This window comes from Dyadobacter sp. AC419 (assembly GCF_979253085.1).
Genome location: NZ_CEEDCD010000019.1, coordinates 45,806 through 62,565 on the forward strand (window position 1 = coordinate 45,806; position 16,760 = coordinate 62,565).

Annotated in this window: 15 protein-coding genes; 12 read left to right on the top strand and 3 right to left on the bottom strand. The window is 44.9% G+C overall.

From position 1 onward, the window contains the following. Window positions 1–2 precede the first annotated feature (2 nt). Complete coding sequence (locus AC0IYG_RS13780) at window positions 3–1,046, top strand: beta-ketoacyl synthase chain length factor (protein ID WP_471711637.1); 1,044 nt, start codon at window positions 3–5, stop codon at window positions 1,044–1,046. Here AC0IYG_RS13780 and AC0IYG_RS13785 read toward each other — a convergent pair. Genes AC0IYG_RS13785 through AC0IYG_RS13795 form a run of 3 tightly spaced genes read right to left on the bottom strand, consistent with a single transcriptional unit; the run spans window position 1,032 to window position 7,610 of the window. Beyond that, entirely contained in the window at window positions 1,032–2,297 is a 1,266-nt protein-coding gene (locus AC0IYG_RS13785; protein WP_471711638.1) for an NAD(P)/FAD-dependent oxidoreductase, read from the bottom strand. The genes AC0IYG_RS13780 and AC0IYG_RS13785 overlap by 15 nt on opposite strands. Window positions 2,298–2,299: 2 nt before the next feature. Continuing rightward, a complete protein-coding gene (locus tag AC0IYG_RS13790; RefSeq protein WP_471711639.1) occupies window positions 2,300–3,832 on the bottom strand; it encodes a phytoene desaturase family protein in 1,533 nt (510 codons plus the stop codon). A gap of 31 nt (window positions 3,833–3,863) precedes the next feature. Beyond that, on the bottom strand, window positions 3,864–7,610 hold the full coding sequence (locus AC0IYG_RS13795) for a 1-acyl-sn-glycerol-3-phosphate acyltransferase (RefSeq protein WP_471711640.1): 3,747 nt from the start codon (window positions 7,608–7,610) through the stop codon (window positions 3,864–3,866). Between the two features lie 255 nt (window positions 7,611–7,865). On the opposite strand from AC0IYG_RS13795, the gene flxA reads away from it, so the two are divergent. From flxA to AC0IYG_RS13850, 11 genes are all read left to right on the top strand, one after another. Further along, complete coding sequence (gene flxA, locus AC0IYG_RS13800) at window positions 7,866–9,395, top strand: flexirubin biosynthesis tyrosine ammonia-lyase FlxA (protein WP_471711641.1); 1,530 nt, start codon at window positions 7,866–7,868, stop codon at window positions 9,393–9,395. Beyond that, the gene (gene flxB, locus AC0IYG_RS13805) at window positions 9,392–10,123 is read left to right on the top strand and encodes a flexirubin biosynthesis SDR family reductase FlxB (protein WP_471711642.1); all 732 of its coding nucleotides are present in this window, start codon (window positions 9,392–9,394) and stop codon (window positions 10,121–10,123) included. Before flxA ends, flxB begins: the two co-directional genes overlap by 4 nt. A gap of 3 nt (window positions 10,124–10,126) precedes the next feature. After that, window positions 10,127–11,347, top strand: a complete 1,221-nt coding sequence (locus AC0IYG_RS13810) for a beta-ketoacyl-[acyl-carrier-protein] synthase family protein (RefSeq protein ID WP_471711643.1) — start codon at window positions 10,127–10,129, stop codon at window positions 11,345–11,347. Between the two features lie 194 nt (window positions 11,348–11,541). Beyond that, entirely contained in the window at window positions 11,542–11,808 is a 267-nt protein-coding gene (locus AC0IYG_RS13815; RefSeq protein ID WP_471711644.1) for an acyl carrier protein, read from the top strand. A gap of 2 nt (window positions 11,809–11,810) precedes the next feature. Next, a complete protein-coding gene (locus AC0IYG_RS13820; protein WP_471711645.1) occupies window positions 11,811–12,677 on the top strand; it encodes an LpxL/LpxP family acyltransferase in 867 nt (288 codons plus the stop codon). Beyond that, a complete protein-coding gene (locus AC0IYG_RS13825; RefSeq protein WP_471711646.1) occupies window positions 12,677–13,096 on the top strand; it encodes a hotdog family protein in 420 nt (139 codons plus the stop codon). The genes AC0IYG_RS13820 and AC0IYG_RS13825 overlap by 1 nt, the downstream gene beginning before the upstream one ends. Window positions 13,097–13,117: 21 nt before the next feature. After that, on the top strand, window positions 13,118–13,531 hold the full coding sequence (locus AC0IYG_RS13830; protein WP_471711647.1) for an acyl-CoA thioesterase: 414 nt from the start codon (window positions 13,118–13,120) through the stop codon (window positions 13,529–13,531). A gap of 46 nt (window positions 13,532–13,577) precedes the next feature. Then, complete coding sequence (locus AC0IYG_RS13835; RefSeq protein ID WP_471711648.1) at window positions 13,578–14,624, top strand: beta-ketoacyl synthase N-terminal-like domain-containing protein; 1,047 nt, start codon at window positions 13,578–13,580, stop codon at window positions 14,622–14,624. Beyond that, window positions 14,621–15,238, top strand: a complete 618-nt coding sequence (locus tag AC0IYG_RS13840) for a hypothetical protein (RefSeq protein ID WP_471711649.1) — start codon at window positions 14,621–14,623, stop codon at window positions 15,236–15,238. Before AC0IYG_RS13835 ends, AC0IYG_RS13840 begins: the two co-directional genes overlap by 4 nt. A gap of 34 nt (window positions 15,239–15,272) precedes the next feature. After that, window positions 15,273–15,530 carry a phosphopantetheine-binding protein gene (locus AC0IYG_RS13845; protein WP_471711650.1) on the top strand — a complete coding sequence of 86 codons (258 nt, stop codon included), beginning with the start codon at window positions 15,273–15,275 and terminating at the stop codon, window positions 15,528–15,530. 15 nt (window positions 15,531–15,545) lie between these two features. Next, complete coding sequence (locus tag AC0IYG_RS13850; protein WP_471711651.1) at window positions 15,546–16,730, top strand: beta-ketoacyl-[acyl-carrier-protein] synthase family protein; 1,185 nt, start codon at window positions 15,546–15,548, stop codon at window positions 16,728–16,730. Window positions 16,731–16,760: the final 30 nt, after the last annotated feature.

Here is a 16,760-nt window from a genome sequence, read left to right on the forward strand (position 1 = left end):
GCATGTATATTACCGACTCAGCTTGCATTTCGCCGCAGCGCACATTTGACAATTCTTTTTTGCAAGGCGAGGTCAAAGTGCATCAGGGCAACCGTTACGACGCCATTGAACCGGAATACGGGCAATTGATTCCTGCCGGACTGCTCCGGCGCATGGGAAAAGCGGTGCGCATGGGCGTCGGGGCGGGGCTTCCGCTCATTCAAAAAGCAACGGTTGAAGGCATCATTTTGGGAACTGCAAACGGTGGCCTGGGCGATTGTCTTAAATTCCTGAATCAGATTGTCGATTACGATGAGGGCACTTTAACGCCCACGCATTTTGTACAAAGCACTCCTAATGCAGTTGCCGGAAATCTGGCTTTGATGAGCAAAATAACGGGTTATAACACAACCCATGTGCATAAAGGACTCGCTTTCGAAGCCGCCTTGCTGGACGCAATGCTCTTGCTGGACGAAAAGCGATTGAAGAAAATTTTAGTCGGGAGCATTGAAGAGATTTCAGATTACAATCATAACATTGATTTCCTGAATGGTCATTTTAAAACGGGCGATGTCACTTCTGACAACTTGCTAACTTCGGATTCGCCTGGTTCGGTCAATGGGGAAGGGGCGACCATGTTTGTCATGGAAGCCGAGAGAAATGAGCATACTTTGGCACAGATCCGGGATGTGGATCAGCTTAACAATTCGTCTAAAAATGATCTGGCTGAAAAGTTGGAAAATATGCTGAGCCGCAATGGGCTTACGTTCAATGACATTGACACATTGATCCTCGGTTTCAGCGGCGACAACCGCACGGATGGGTTATATGCCGATTTTCAAAACCGGTTCTTTCCCCAAAGCAGCACTTATACTTATAAAAATATGGTGGGCGATTATCCAACGGCTTCGGCGTTTGCAACCTGGATGGCCCTGCAAATGTTGTCGGGCCATCCGGTTCCTGCATCTTGTATACGCGATCAAAAATCTGCTGAAAAACCTGCTAATATTTTGATTTACAACCATTACAAACGCGTTCAGCACGGGCTGATCTTATTGAGCGCCTGATTGTAACGGAGCAATGTTTCCGCTGCTTTTATCCTTCATTTTAATCACCTTAGCAAGCGTCGGCAGGATCGTGTCGTGTTTTTTAACGAATGGATTGGATTGGTCCCAGACATAACCTGCTAATACAGAGCATATTTGCTGTCTGATGTCATCATTGATCTGCGGCGTGAACACAATGGTCTGGAAATCACCGCTATACCAGCCGGTGACGTAGCTTCTGAAAACGTTGATGCCTTGCTGGATCACTTTTTCGTATTCCGTTTCCCAGTTCACTTCTTCGCCCTGCAAATGCTTATGCGTCAACTTTGCTGATAATAATCCGGATGCGGTGGCGAATGTTACGCCGGATGAGAAGATCGGATCCAGGAATTCGGTGCTGTTACCAGAAAGGACGAAGCCTTCGCCAAACATTTTCTTCACACCAATGGAGTAACCCAAAATGTGTTTCGGCTCAAATTTGAACTCCGAATCCTGGAAGCGCCCGTTGAGATCTTTGAATCCCCGTATGAAATTTTTATATGCTTCTCCCCCATTTTCGGCCAGCTCGGTGATTTTTTCTTTGTCACTGACAATGCCCACGGAAGTGGAGCCATCAGAAAACGGGATTGCCCAGATCCACGATCTGTTATTGTCAAAAGAATGGACGAAAATGTTGTTACTGGCCTTTTCTGTGCGGTTTGTATCTTCTAAATGGGAAAATATCGCGCCGCGCGGGCTGAATGCAGACGGCTTGCTCAAATCAAATAATCTTGGCAAAACCCGTCCATAACCGCTGGAATCAATGATAAATCTCGATTCAATCTCATGCAGGTTACCATCAATGTCTTTGTATTCAACATGCTGTTTATCAGCGCTGCAAGTCACTTTCAAAACTTCGCACTCAAAATTTACGTCAACGCCTTTTGCTCTGGTGGCTTCGGCGAGCGTGCTGTCAAAATCGGCGCGTTTTACTTGCCAGGTCCAGGTCCAGCCTTTTGTAAATTGCTCTGAAAAAAAGAATTCGCATCTTTTTTCGGCCCGCATAAAAGCGGCACCAGTCTTTTTCTGAAAATTCCGCTCTTTCACGGCTTCCAGCAAACCCGATTCCTCCAAATGTTCCATGCAGCAGGGCAGGAGACTTTCGCCGATCTGGAAGCGTGGGAATTTTTCTTTTTCTAGTATAGTGACGTCATAACCCTGTTTTTTTAAGTAAGAAGCTGCAACTGTTCCGGCTGGGCCGGCACCGATAACTACAACATCAACTGTTTGCATAATCAAGCATTTTTAACTTTTTGGATGAGTTTCTCTTTGTCTACAAATGAAAAGCACGTTACAAAAGCGCTCACAGTGACGCCTAATATGCCGTGCATGGAAATATTCTGCCCTGTCAAATGCAGGTTTGGAATTCTTGTTTTCGTATTGATCTGCGTCCTGGTTGGGGAATTGGAATTTTTCAAAACACCGTATAATGAGCCGTCTTTATTCCCGATATAATCCCTGAATGTCAACGGACTAGCGCTGTGAACGGCCTTAATCTTTTCTGATATGCCTGGAAAAACCTCTTCAATGCGTGCAAGCACTTTTGCCTCTTTTTCACGCTTGAACTCCTCATAAGCAGCGTCACGCTTGCCGGGCTCCGCCACCGTGCTGAATGTGTCGCTCCATTGAGCGGTTTCCGAAGCATTCATATAAGTCATAATGGACATTGAATCAGCATATTGACCGGTTTTTGAAATGTAAGGCGTGCAAACAAAATAAGTCTGCGGCCAGGTTTCCTGATCATAATCAATGCCGCCCCAGACGTCCTCAATGTGATGCTGGTAAATGTTGTAATTCAAATATTCAAAACTCTTTTCCTTGAATGTAATGTGCACCAGGAATGTCGAAATGCTGTTCTCTAAACCTTGAACCCTGTTCCTATAAACGTTGAGAAAACGCTCCTGTCCGAAAATGTCAATGGTGACAGATGGATGCACATTCGAAATAAACTGCTTTCCTTTAACCGTCTCGCCGTTATCCAGAACAACTTCTGTAACGTTTCCTGCCTCGTCGTAATGGGCGGAAACAACTTTTTTGTGCTTGGAAATTACGCCTCCGTGCGCCCGGATGGCTTTGCTCATTTGAATCGCAATCTGCGAACCGCCATCAATGAACTTGTAAGAACCGGATAAATAACTCTTCATAATCAGCGCATGAACGTAGAACGGCGTCTTTTCCCGCACACCGGCATAAAGGAGGTTTGATCCCGCCAGTACATTCCTAAGTCGTTTATTATCAGTGAGCGACGCAATGTAGTCGTGCGCATTCAAGCCCATTACATCGCCGTCCATTTGATAATTTTCTCCTGAAATCCGCAAGTTGTAAAGCGGAAACTTGTTACAGATCTCAATGATCTTGTCGCAATACGTTTCAATCGCCGTTTTCTCCTCCGGAAAATAGCTGATCAGCGTCTCTTTAAACCGCTCAAAACCCTGAGCATAAGCGTATTCCGAACCGTCCTGAAACCGGATAAGATCAAATTGATCATCGTCCATGCGCTTCATTTTCAGTTTATCCAGGATCCCAAAATATTTGAAGAACTGTGACAGATTTTCACCTTCATCCAGGCTTCCTACGTAATGCACGCCTGTGTCGAAAATGCTCTTGTCCCTGCTATAAACCTGCAAATGACCGCCTATCTGATGATTTTTTTCCAGCACAATTACGCTGAATCCTTCCAATGCCAAAATGTTCGCACAAGCAAGGCCTCCCAGGCCACTGCCTACAATCACAAAGTCGTATTCTGTTTGCAAGACGGAAGATTGCATTTAATTGATTACTGAAAAAATTTGATTCGGGCTAATTCGTGAGTGGTTGGCGCTGCGTCTTCGGCCTTAGTATAAAAAGCACATTGGAAGTGTTGCTCGAATGTTCCTGCATTTCAAAATCCAAGTCGTTAGCATCGGCAAATTCACGAATGTCACCCGACGAAAAGAAGTGGAAATCTCCTTCCTTTCTGTTAAATGAGAACAAACCGGTTGATAAAGCCTCTGTCGCTTCCGTTTTTTGATGTTTCTCTTTATTGTCCGTAATGCCGTCGCGGATAAACAGGATGCCGTCTGCACGGAGTGCTTTTGCGCAACGATTAAGCAAGTTAAGCTGATTTTCTTTTGATAAATAATGCAAGATATCATTTAAAAAAATCACATCCTGACTGCCCACATCAGCTTCCGTAATGTCCTGATAAATGAAATTCAGGTTGGCTGTTTTATTGTAACTATGCTGTGCAATGCTGATCTTTTCGTCATCATAATCAATGCCTGTAATGATCCGATCCGCCTGCTTATAATGCAGGTAAAACGAAAGATAGCCGTAACCGCAGCCAATGTCCAGAATGCGTTTTCTCGCACCAATTAATGCATTATAGCAAGCAAAATTCTTGCTTTCCAGCCGCCATTTGATCTTGAAATACCATTCCAGAACGGGCCCTTTGAAAACGTAATTGGTGAAAATTTTGTGTTTCAGATAGGTTGTGTCTTCCATTTCATCTTTGTAGGAAGCGAATTCTGACTTGAAGAATGCTGCTATATTTTTGGTTTTGTCCCGCAGCTGGCTTCCCCAAACCGAGTCGCTGATATCAATGCTTGGAAGCACACGCACATTAAGCGCGCCGGGTCGGATCAGGAAGTCGTTTTTTGGTAAAACATCAGAAGCGCCATGAATCAGAATGGGCTGAATAGCAAGACCGAGCTGGTCGGCGAGGTGAAAAGCGCCTTTGTGAAAACGGCCGAGTTCTCCGTTTTCAGAACGCGTTCCTTCCGGGAAAATGAGCAGCGAATAACCATCTGCAACGAGCTTTCTGACGTTATTAATGTTTTCCTCCGTGCCATCGTCCGTGTAAACGTAACCTGCATGGCGGATAATAGGCCCGAAGAACGGTGAATTGTAAACCCATCCTTTCACCATCAGCACAATTTTCGGGTTCAGCATAATGGCCAGCAGAATGTCCAGAAACGAAGTGTGGTTAGCGATGAAAACCACCGGTTTCTCGGGATGCAAATGTTCCAGTCCTGAAAAATTCTTCCGCACATGCGGGCCTGAGTAAATGACTGTTTTGGCATAAAAAGAAAGCGAGCGGTTGAGCATGCCTTGCTTTTTTAACCTGGAAATGGGCAGCAGCAAAATGATAATCAGCTTAAATTGAAGCAAAACGCATCCTGCAAGAAAATACGTAAAACTAGTAATGCTGATTATGAATGGCAGCAGCGTCACCGGGGCTTTCTTCCGGGCAATTCTGTTTTGGACAAAAAAACCAAAGAGCACGGGTTGAAATACAAACGAAATAAAGAGAATGCAGACAATCCCCAATACGCTGATAAACGCAATGGAGTGAATGGCAGGATGTTTTGCAAAAATCAAAACGCCCGTTCCAATGATGGTTGTGGTCGCCGACAAGACAATGGCGGACTGGTAAGATCGCAGCGAATCTTTGCCGTATTTGTATTTGTTGAGCAATCCATCCGTGACGAAAATGCTGAAATCGTCGCCCAATCCAAAGATGAAAGTGGTGACGATGACATTGACAAAATTGAATTTAATGTCCAGAATGGCTGCTATGCCCAGAATCCAGATCCAGCTGATGACCATGGGCAGGAATGTCAGCAATGTCAACTCTATCCTTCCGTAAACGAGCAAAAGTGTGAGGAAAACGATGAGTGCAGAAACGAGCAGCAGATAGTTGAAATCTTCCTTAACCATCTTCAAAAGATCACTTGCAAGCTCGCCGCGGTCAAACAAGGCAATTCCGGAAATCGAGCGCAGTTGATTTTTCACGTCGGCCAGCTGACTTTGCGGGACAACCAGTGTGGTGATGAATGTGGTGCCGTTTTTATTGGATTCAATTAAATTGTCAATGCCCAGCTCTCTCAGCAGCGTGTCAACGGGAACGGGGCTTCCTTGCTGGCCCGCCACCCAATTCTTAAAATCGCTGAATGCAGTTGCGTTAAAACCAACACCGGAACCAGCGCGATCCAATGTATTGTAAGTGGTTTCTTTTCGCTGCAATGTCCAGAAATCATGCCATGTGCGACTGCGTTCCAGTTTTAAATCTTTCGGGATCAGGAAAGAACCAGATGATACAAAACTGCTGATTTTGCCCTCGTCATGCAGTTTGACAAGGTTTTGGTAAATCTCATAATTCAATCGCTCGGCAACGTCGCGCGACGCGTTACCGGCAAAAACATAGATCCTTTTCTGCAATTTCGGATCGATTCCGGTCATTGTTTCCTCGCGCTTCCTCATGTCATCATCCTGAATGCTCAGATTGTCAAAACCGCTGTCAAATGACGTGAATCTGGCAAAATAAAGGAACACGAGCGTCGCCAAACCGATAAGAGCGAGCACTGCAGGCCGGTATTTTTCGGGCATGGCCGGGAATTTAAATCCGTCGTGCTTAACCGGAATCTTGTTGTAATCAAACGAAAAAGAAGACAGGATAACCGGCAGCGCAATCAATGTAAATAATGCTGCACCGACCAGACTTAACGACGAAAACAATCCGAAATCCTGCAAAACGGCAGAATTGGCAAAATGCAATGCGCTGAATGCCATCACGGTCGTAAAACTGCCTGTCAAAAGCGGCTCACTCACTTCCTTAATTGCAGTGCTTATGGAATTGGTGTGGCGTAAATGCGTGAAAAAGTGAAAAGCATAATCCAGTAGAATGCCAAAAACGACCGCGCCGGTGGCCAGTGATATTCCTGAAATTTCTGGACGAATAAAACCAATGAGCCCTAGCGCAAAAACAGCCCCAAACAAGCCGGGCAAAATAATGTAAACCGGAATCAGCAGCTTCCGGTAATATAAAAACAGCAGCAGGAGAATGCCTCCCAATGCGATGAATGACGTGAGATAGGAATCGTGCTTGACTTGTATTGCATTTCGCGCAGCAATTTCAAAGGTTCCGAAATAAGAGAAATGATTGTATCGGTGCTTTTGATTCCACTTTGTTTTAAAGCCTTCCACAGCTTCATACAACTCTACATTCTTTTCCGAATTACCTGAATCATAACTGGTTGCCGCAAAAACGATCATTTGTTTCCGGTCTGCGGTAAACATAACCCCGTCTTCCAGCACCATTCCTTTGGCATTGCTGTTGGCGTTCAGTTTTCGGAAATAAGGGCCGGTCAGTCCAAGCGGATCGTTGAGGACGAATTGTTTGAGGAATGTGCCGCCAGGTGTTATGAGCTGATTATAGGCAGATCTGACCGATTTTCGGATCGTGTCCGGATAAAGCCGGGACGCAATGTGCGTGTAATATGCACTGTCGATCAAATGCGGAAAGTTACCGTACACATATTGGTAAACATCTTCCTGAACGAATGGCCGCTCGATTTCGATGCCCCGGATAAAGCCGTTTGTGTAGCGCGTTAGTGAGTCAGAAAACGCTTCGCCAAGCATTTTGGCTTCATCCGAAGTCGTTTCCTCGGGAACATTGATGGAAAAGACGATTTGATTGATGATATTTTTGCTCTCAATCAGCTTATTAAACTCCTCAAAGCTCTTTCCTTTGGGTAAAGTGGCAAAAATGCTTTCGGTAACTTTCAACCTGGAAATCCCCAGAAACAGGACACTAATAAGGATAATCAGACTTATAAAGAAGGCAGGCTTGTGTCTGGAAAGAAATTTATTCAACCTTAAAAGTAAATCTCCGATCATCGAAAGGGGAACGTGAATGTCTGACAAAAGTAAGCAAATGTAAAATTCCGGCAACTTCCTTCGGCCTGTTTGCTATTGCAGCCTGGTTTGTCAAAACCGCAAAAAAAGATTTATTTTACGTCGTATTAATTACGCAAACACTAAATGAATAGTATTTCCTTAGCTCATATCGAGCAGTATGCTTTTGAAAAAAAGGAATTTATCTTAGCCGAAGACGCCCTTAATAAAGTTTCGAAGTCCTTTACCTTTCTTACGAATTTTTCCAAAGATAAAATTATATACGGAATCAACACCGGTTTTGGCCCGATGGCTCAATATCGGATTGAAACTGATAAACTTAGTAACCTGCAATACAATCTGATCCGCAGCCATTCGAGCGGGATTGGGAAGCCGCTGAACGAAATTTATGCACGCAGCGTGATGGTGGCGCGTTTAAATTCATTTTTACAAGCCAATTCGGGCGTAAGCACAGGCGTAATCAAGCAACTTGTTGCGTTTTTGAACAAAGGCATCGTTCCCGAGATTTTCGAACACGGAAGCGTGGGTGCCAGCGGCGATCTCGTGCAGCTTTCACATTTAGGGCTTAACCTCATCGGGGAAGGCTTTGTTTACGAAGGCGGCGTAAGAACGAACACGGCGCAGGTTTTAGAAAAAAACAGCATTGAACCGCTTAAAATGGAGTTGCGTGACGGGTTAGGCCTGATCAACGGCACTTCCTGCATGACCGGAATCGCGGCGATTAACATTATATATGCCAAACGTCTCGTGCAATGGGCTGTTGCGGCGTCGTCTATGCTGAATGAGGTTATTGAAGCCTTCGACGATTCATTTTCGAAAGAATTGAATGCGGTGAAGCATCACAAAGGGCAGCAGATCATCGCACAGCAAATGCGCGATTTCCTCGCAGGAAGCCAAATGATCCGCAGTCGTGAAGAGCTTTTTAAAGACGATACAGCGTTGCAGCGCAAGGAGTTTGAGCGTAAAATACAGGAATATTATTCCATTCGTTGTGTTCCTCAAATCCTCGGACCAATTCTGGATACATTGCAATATGCGCAGGAAGTGGTTGAGAATGAGCTTAATTCGACCAATGATAATCCGATCGTAAGTCCGGAGGAGGACAATGTTTTCCACGGCGGCAATTTCCACGGCGATTACATTTCTTTGGAAATGGATAAAGTGAAAATTGTGCTGACGAAGCTTTCCATGCTGATGGAACGCCAGCTTAACTTCCTGATGAACAGCAAGCTGAATGGAAAATTCCCGCCTTTCTTGAATGCCGGGACCTGGGGTCTGAACTTCGGTTTCCAGGGCGTCCAGTTTACAGCGACATCCACAACGGCTGAAAATCAGGCGCTTTCCGGCTCGGTTTATGTCCATAGCATTCCTAACAACAATGATAATCAAGACATTGTGAGCATGGGAACGAATAGCGCTGTGCTGGCAAAGCAGGTTTTGGAAAATTCATTTCAGGTGATGGCGATTCATATTATGGCCATTTGTCAGGCAATTGATTTGCTGGAACCGGATGAAAAAGAGCGCTTATCGCCAAATGCCAAATCGATTTACAGTCAGATTCGCCAAAAGGCGCATTTTGTAAAAGAAGATCTGCCGCAGTCCGAAAGCATTGCAGCCGTTTTTGAATATATCAAAGAAACCCCGTTTAAATTATGAGCTGTGCATTGGTAACAGGCGCTTCGAGAGGATTGGGCCGTGCCATTGCGGTGCAGTTGGTTAAAGACCACGGTCTGCATATTCTGGTCAATTACGCGTCAAATCAGCTTGCTGCTGAGGAAACGCTTGCAGAAATAGTGGAAGCCGGCGGAACAGGCGAGCTTTTGCAGTTCAATGTGCAAACCAAGTCGGAAGTGGACGCAGCATTGAACAGCTGGAAGGAAAAGAACGAGGGAAAGCACATCAGTGTTTTGGTCAATAATGCCGGAATTACGCGTGACGGGCTGTTTATGTGGATGCCGGAACAGGATTGGGACGATGTGATCAACATTTCAGCCAAAGGCCTGTTCAATGTAACGCAAAATGCAATTCAGGAAATGTTACGGAAGCGTTCGGGACGGATCGTGAACATTGCTTCTGTTTCGGGGATGAAAGGCGTTGCCGGGCAGACCAATTATTCGGCGGCAAAAGGAGCGATTATAGCGGCTACAAAAGCATTGGCGCAGGAAGTTGCAAAGCGTAAAATTACGGTGAATGCTGTGGCGCCCGGTTTTATAACCAGCGACATGACAAAAGATTTAAATGAAACAGAATTAAAACAAATGATCCCGATGAACCGTTTTGGCAAAGCCGAAGAAGTGGCGCATCTGGTGAGTTTCCTGGTTTCAGACAAAGCAGCCTATATTACCGGAGAAGTTATTAATATCAACGGAGGAATTTACTCATAACGAATGGATCGCAGGGTTGTCATAACGGGAATTGGAATTTACTCTTGTCTGGGCGAGAACCTGGAAGAAGTGACTAATTCGCTGTATGCCGGCAAAAGCGGGATTATCTTTGATCAGGCGAGAAAAGACTTCGGATTTCGTTCAGCCCTGACCGGCATGGTGCAGGAGCCCGATCTCAAAAATTACTTATCCCGGAGGCAGCGCCTAGGCATGCACCAGCCGGCGATTTATGCGTATATGGCGACCAGGCAGGCGCTCGAACTCTCCGGCTTGGATATTGAATATCTTGAAAAAACGGAAACAGGCATCATTTACGGCAATGACAGCACGGCGGCTTCTGTTGTAGAAGCGGTGGATAAGGCCAAAGAAAAGCACGACACCACATTAATAGGAAGCGGCGCTATTTTTCAAAATATGAATAGCACCGTTAATATGAACCTTTCGACGATTTTCAAGCTGAAAGGGATCAATTTTACATTAAGTGCAGCTTGCGCTTCGGGTTCGCATTCCATCGGGATGGGTTATCTGATGATCAAGCAAGGCTTGCAGGATAGAATCGTCTGTGGCGGTGCTCAGGAAATTAATGCTGCTGCAATGGCGAGTTTTGACGGATTAGGCACATTTTCAGTCCGCGAATCGGAGCCCGCAAAAGCATCACGTCCATTTGATCGCGACCGGGACGGGCTCATTCCGAGCGGAGGAGCGGCGACCGTTATTTTGGAATCATACGAAGCTGCGGTGAAGCGTGGCGCCCCGATACTAGCCGAATTGATCGGTTACGGTTTCTCATCCAATGGCGATCACATTTCCAATCCAAGCATTGACGGGCAGGTTCGCTCGCTAAAAATGGCGATGACGCAGGCCGGGATTAATGCTTCCGAAGTGGATTACATCAATGCGCATGCGACGTCCACACCGGTTGGAGACGGGAGCGAGGCACGCGCCATTTTTGAGGTGTTTGGTGGAGAAGTGCCGGTGAGTTCAACCAAGTCAATGACTGGCCATGAATGCTGGATGGCGGGTGCGAGTGAGATCGTTTACTCCCTATTAATGATGCAGAACTCATTTATTGCTCCGAATATCAACTTCGAAAATCCGGACGAAGATTCTGCACATATCAACATTGTTCCCGAAACTAAGGAACAGAATATCAATTGTTTCCTCTCTAATTCATTTGGTTTTGGCGGAACGAACTCGACGCTGATCCTGAAAAAAATGTCCTGAGCCGGACGATTCGGTGCAGTTTAACTTCGTGACCGGCACCGCGCTCCAATCAGAAATTTGTATTTTTGTTCTGCCCGCTATTCCGATATCTGCGTAATGAATTTCTTGCAAAATTATTGTGCAGCCGATTTAATTTAATTTAAAAAAGAGGAATATTTTTAAACTATCAGCCAGAATAATATATTTTTGTAGCCATGCAAGTTAACGACGTAAAAATGAGTTGGGAAGAAGTTATTGAAGATACGAGGGATTTCTTATCTGAGGAGTTTGAAGTAGACCGCAACCTGATTCTTCCGGAAAACAGTCTTAAAGATACGCTGGATTTGGACAGTCTTGACTACGTCGACCTTGTGGTGCTTATCGAAGAAAATCTCAATATCAAGATTACAGGAGAGGATTTTAAGGAAATCGTGACGTTCGGCGATTTTTACAAACTGGTCCGTAAGAAACTCGATTTATAGGCATGAGCCGTTGGGATGGTAAAACCAAAGGTTCATTAGCAGGTTACAAAATCTTTCTCTTTTTTATCAATTCGCTGGGACTGAATTTTGCTTACGGCCTGCTGAAATTAGTGACCTATTATTATTACCTTTTTGCAGCAAAGCAGCGGAACGCATTGCTGGATTTTTATCAAAATACCCTTCACTTCCCGCTTTCAGAAGCTAAAAAGCTTGCCCGCAAAAATTTTTATATTTTTGGGCAAACACTCGTTGACCGCGCAGCCTTTCTGCTCGGCAAAACTGAAAAGTTTACACATAAATTTGAAAATGAACAATATCTGCTCGATATCCGGGACGGCGGAAAGGGCGGGATCTTACTGAGTGCACATTTGGGAAACTGGGAAACAGCCGGAAATTTACTGAAAGGAAGGGTTACGCCGACGATCAACATTGTGATGCTGGATGCAGAAGTAGAGAGCATCAAGCAATATATGGACAACACCACAGGCGGTTCGCGGTTTAAGGTGATCGCCATCAAGAATGATCTATCACACATTATTGCCATCCGGAATGCGCTTGTTAACAACGAATTTGTCGCCATACATTCAGACCGTTATCTGGATGGAGCCAAATTCATTGAACTTGATTTTTTCGGGAAAAAAGCGAAGTTCCCATTCGGGCCATTTGTGATAGCTTCAAAGTTTGATGCGCCCGTTACATTTGTGTTTGCTGCCAAAGATGGCAATTACAGTTATCATCTCAGCGCAACATTGCCCATTACAACGAGGATGAAACCGGAGGAAATTGCCAGCATGTATGTAGCCGAATTGGAGAGAAAAGTCAAGCAATATCCTGAGCAATGGTTTAATTACTTTAACTTCTTTGTTTAATGAAAGTAGCCAAAGGCGTTATAGATCAATACATTCCGCATCGGGCACCGTTTGTGATGGTTGATAATCTGATCGCGGTAACCCAGGAACGTTTCGAGTCGGATTTTCAAATATCATCTGAAAACCTGCTGGTTGATGAGGGGTTTTTTCAGGAATCGGGTTTGATGGAAAACATTGCGCAGACCTGTGCGGCATCATTCGGATATCTGGACCGGGAGGAGAACGGAACACCAAAAATCGGCTTCATCGGTGCAATCACGAAAGTCGAAATACATGAGCTTCCGCCCATCGGTTCTACGATAAATACTGTCGTAACACCTTTGCATCAATTGGGAAATATTTATCTGGTTCGGGGGGAATGTTTCATGGAAGGGCGTATATTGCTTGGATGTGAAATGAAGATTGTAGTAAAAGAATAACCCCTAATGATAATAAGTGACATGATTGCTTCGGAAATCGAAATAGATATACGTTTCAGTGAAACCGATGCCATGGGAGTGGTTTGGCACGGCAACTATCTGAAATTCTTTGAGGACGGACGGGAGGCTTTCGGCAAAGCATATGGACTGGAATATCTCACCATTTTTGACAAGGGCTATTTTACGCCCATTGTCAAGTCAGAAATCGATCATAAGGCCCCCGTTTACTATGGGCAGATCATCAAAGTGATTACGAAATACATTCCTGCAAAATCAGCCAAGATCCAGTTTGAGTATGAAGTGATCAATCTCACTACGGGCGAATTGTGTGCAGTAGGCAAGACGATGCAGGTTTTCCTTGATCGGGAGACGCGTGTTCTGGAATTGATTACGCCGGATTTTTACCGGGAATGGAACGAAAAGTACAAGGCTTAGCATTTTAAGAATGACCTATATTGGTGCAGAAGTAATCATAAGTCCATTGGGTAGGACAGCGGCTGAAAACTGGTCGGCAATGCATGCCAATCAGTCGGGCATATCATTGGTTACCAAAGCCGGGTTCGATCATGCAGACCTTCACCTTGCAAAAATCCTTGATGCTGACAGTGACTTAAAGTTTGAGAAACTGCTGCTAATGGCATTGGAAGAAATTCTAACACTGGTAGATAGTGCCATTATTTGCTCAGAAAGAACGATTATGATTATCAGCTCAACAAAAGGCGAGCTGGCAAACCAGATTACGGATCAGTTTAGCCACAGTCTTGAAATGCTGGTTTCGCAATTTTCTCTCGCCAATCAGCCGCTTGTAATTTCCAATGCATGTATTTCGGGAGTGCTTGCAATCAATGCAGCGCAGCAATTTATTGATGCAAAAATATATGATCATGCGATTGTGATCGGCTGTGACGTCATTTCAGATTTTGTGGTTTACGGGTTTCAATCGCTTTTTGCGATTAGTGATAAGCCTTGCGCACCATTTGATGCCGCGCGGAAAGGCATTACAATGGGAGAGGGCTGCGGTGCGGTTGTGGTTTCCAATTCAAAAGAAGTTTTCAATAATCCACCACTCAGGCTGCTCAAAGGAACGAGCGCTAATGATGCGAATCACATTTCCGGCCCGTCCAGAACCGGAGAAGGTCTTTACAGAAGTGTAAAACGAACACTGGACATCAATGAGATTTCATTCGACGAGATTGATTTTATCTCAGCACATGGAACTGCAACGGTTTTTAACGATGAAATGGAATCCATTGCATTCGACCGGCTTGGCCTTAATAATGTTCCGTTAAACAGTTTGAAAGGCTATTTTGGTCACACGTTGGGTGCCGCAGGAGTCATTGAAACAGCTGCTTCCATGCAAATGATGCGACACAGCATTCTCATAAAAAGCCTGGGTTATAATGAAAGCGGCACGTCCAAGCCATTGAATATTGTCTCACAAAATAAAGGAAAAGCGCTTAATACCATCTTAAAAACGGCTTCGGGATTCGGAGGAGGAAACGCATCTTTGATCATCAGAAGTCTATGAGTTTGATTACAACATATTGCCGTCTGACGGCGGATCAATGTTCGGTTGACGGCGACATTGTGAACGAAAGGAAAGGTGATTCGGACGACAGCTGGTTCAAACAAATTTATAAGGATCAGGGATTTGCTTATCCGAAATTCTATAAGATGGATGCACTTTCGCAGGCTGGTTTCCTGGCTTCTGAATTGATAAAAAGAGCAAATCCGCGTGTTGGAGCTGCCTATCAGGACGATGAAATTGCTTTGGTTTTTGCCAATCATTCATCCAGTGCAGATACGGATATGCGGTTTGTGCGCTCGTACGAGCATAATGGTGCGCCGAGCCCTTCGCTTTTTGTGTACACTTTGCCCAACATTGTTTTGGGGGAAATTGCGATCATTAACAAATGGTATGGCGAAAATATGTTTGCCGTTTTGCCTAAATTCGCCCCGGAATTTTTTACGAATTACGGAAGCATTATGCTGTCCGGAACATCGAAAGCCATGTTATGCGGATGGCTCGAAATCATGGGAGATGCGGTTAATGTTTTGCTTTTTTTTGTAGAAAACAATGTAGAAAACGGCCTGCCATTTACCACTGAAAATCTTTTACAACTGAATAGCCTGATCTCGTAACAGATTGAAAATTACCCTTACATATTAATTTGCCATGGATAATTTAAAGGAAGACCTTAAAAATCAGATCATTGAGCAGCTGAATCTTGAAGACATTACGCCTGCCGACATTGCAGACGATGCAATGCTTTTCAATGACGACGGGCTGGGACTCGATTCTATTGACGCATTGGAACTGATCGTTTTGCTTGAAAAATACCACGGCATACAAGTGACCAATCCGGATGAAGGCAAGGTCGCATTCAAGTCGATCAACACGCTGGCAGATTACATTCGCAGCAGAAAAGACTGATAAAAATTTAACTCAATGGGCGTTCGAATTACCGGTTTTGGCATTGTCTCGGCCATCGGATTAAATGTTGCCGAGAACTTACAGTCGCTTCGTGACGGCAAAACAGGCATTGGTCCCGTTCGTTTTTTGGCTGAATCAGAAGGTTTGCTGGTTGGAGAAGTGAAGCTTTCGAATGCCGATCTGGAATCCGAGCTGAATGTTGTCAAAAAGCCTATTTCCAGAACTTCATTGTTGGGATTGAAGGCAGCGCGCGAAGCCTGGGGCCAAAGTGAACATTCGCCTGAGCTGCGGACCGGCATTATTTCAGCCACTTCTGTGGGTGGAATGGATCGAACAGAAAATTTCTACAAAAGCTATCTTGCCGATAACAGTCCGGATTTCAGCACATTAAGGACTCATGACAGCGGCAACACAACTGAAAAGATCGCTGCTGAGCTGGGGATTTCGGGTTATATCAACACGCTTTCAACCGCATGCTCGTCAGGCGCTAATGCCATTATGCTGGGCGCCAGAATGTTGCTGCAAAACAAATTTGACCGCGTTTTGGTCGGCGGATCAGATGCTTTGGCTAAATTTACGATCAACGGTTTTCGTTCCTTAATGATCTACGACGATCAATGGTGCAGGCCGTTTGATGAAAGCAGGAGCGGACTTAATCTGGGTGAAGGTGCTGCATTTTTGTTATTGGAAAACGAAAAAAGCATTAGCATAACGGGAAATAAGACCATTGGTTATGTCAACGGCTGGGCCAATGCAGCGGATGCTTATCACCAAACTGCCTCATCGCCGGAAGGAATCGGCGCGACGTTGGCCATCAAAAATGCTTTGGGAAAATCGGGCATCGAGCCGAGCAAAATTTCCTATGTGAATGCGCACGGAACCGGGACTAAAAACAACGATTTGTCAGAATCTGTGGCTTTGAAAAATGTCTTTGGCGAGCGTATTCCATCTTTCAGCTCCACAAAACCTTTTACCGGTCACACATTGGCCGCAGCGGGAGCCATAGAAGCTGTTTTTTCATTACTAGCAATACAAAACGACCTGATTTTCCCAAACCTTAATTACAAGAACGCTATTTCAGAAACGGGTTTGGAACCGGTAACCGCATTGCAAAGCCAGGAGCCGGTGCATGCAGTTTTATCCAACTCATTTGGCTTTGGCGGCAACAATTCTTCGCTGGTTTTTTCAGACCACGAGTGAGTTTAATTTGAACAAATTTCTAAGCATTAT

What these genes read in the sequence shown, in the direction of transcription:
- AC0IYG_RS13845 (WP_471711650.1), top strand. Translation starts at nt 15,273, where the DNA reads ATGGATAATTTAAAGGAAGACCTTAAAAATCAGATCATTGAGCAGCTG.
- AC0IYG_RS13785 (WP_471711638.1), bottom strand. Translation starts at nt 2,297, where the DNA reads ATGCAAACAGTTGATGTTGTAGTTATCGGTGCCGGCCCAGCCGGAACA.
- AC0IYG_RS13780 (WP_471711637.1), top strand. Translation starts at nt 3, where the DNA reads ATGTATATTACCGACTCAGCTTGCATTTCGCCGCAGCGCACATTTGAC.
- AC0IYG_RS13820 (WP_471711645.1), top strand. Translation starts at nt 11,811, where the DNA reads ATGAGCCGTTGGGATGGTAAAACCAAAGGTTCATTAGCAGGTTACAAA.
- AC0IYG_RS13810 (WP_471711643.1), top strand. Translation starts at nt 10,127, where the DNA reads ATGGATCGCAGGGTTGTCATAACGGGAATTGGAATTTACTCTTGTCTG.
- AC0IYG_RS13840 (WP_471711649.1), top strand. Translation starts at nt 14,621, where the DNA reads ATGAGTTTGATTACAACATATTGCCGTCTGACGGCGGATCAATGTTCG.
- flxB (WP_471711642.1), top strand. Translation starts at nt 9,392, where the DNA reads ATGAGCTGTGCATTGGTAACAGGCGCTTCGAGAGGATTGGGCCGTGCC.
- AC0IYG_RS13830 (WP_471711647.1), top strand. Translation starts at nt 13,118, where the DNA reads ATGATTGCTTCGGAAATCGAAATAGATATACGTTTCAGTGAAACCGAT.
- AC0IYG_RS13825 (WP_471711646.1), top strand. Translation starts at nt 12,677, where the DNA reads ATGAAAGTAGCCAAAGGCGTTATAGATCAATACATTCCGCATCGGGCA.
- flxA (WP_471711641.1), top strand. Translation starts at nt 7,866, where the DNA reads ATGAATAGTATTTCCTTAGCTCATATCGAGCAGTATGCTTTTGAAAAA.
- AC0IYG_RS13815 (WP_471711644.1), top strand. Translation starts at nt 11,542, where the DNA reads ATGCAAGTTAACGACGTAAAAATGAGTTGGGAAGAAGTTATTGAAGAT.
- AC0IYG_RS13790 (WP_471711639.1), bottom strand. Translation starts at nt 3,832, where the DNA reads ATGCAATCTTCCGTCTTGCAAACAGAATACGACTTTGTGATTGTAGGC.
- AC0IYG_RS13850 (WP_471711651.1), top strand. Translation starts at nt 15,546, where the DNA reads ATGGGCGTTCGAATTACCGGTTTTGGCATTGTCTCGGCCATCGGATTA.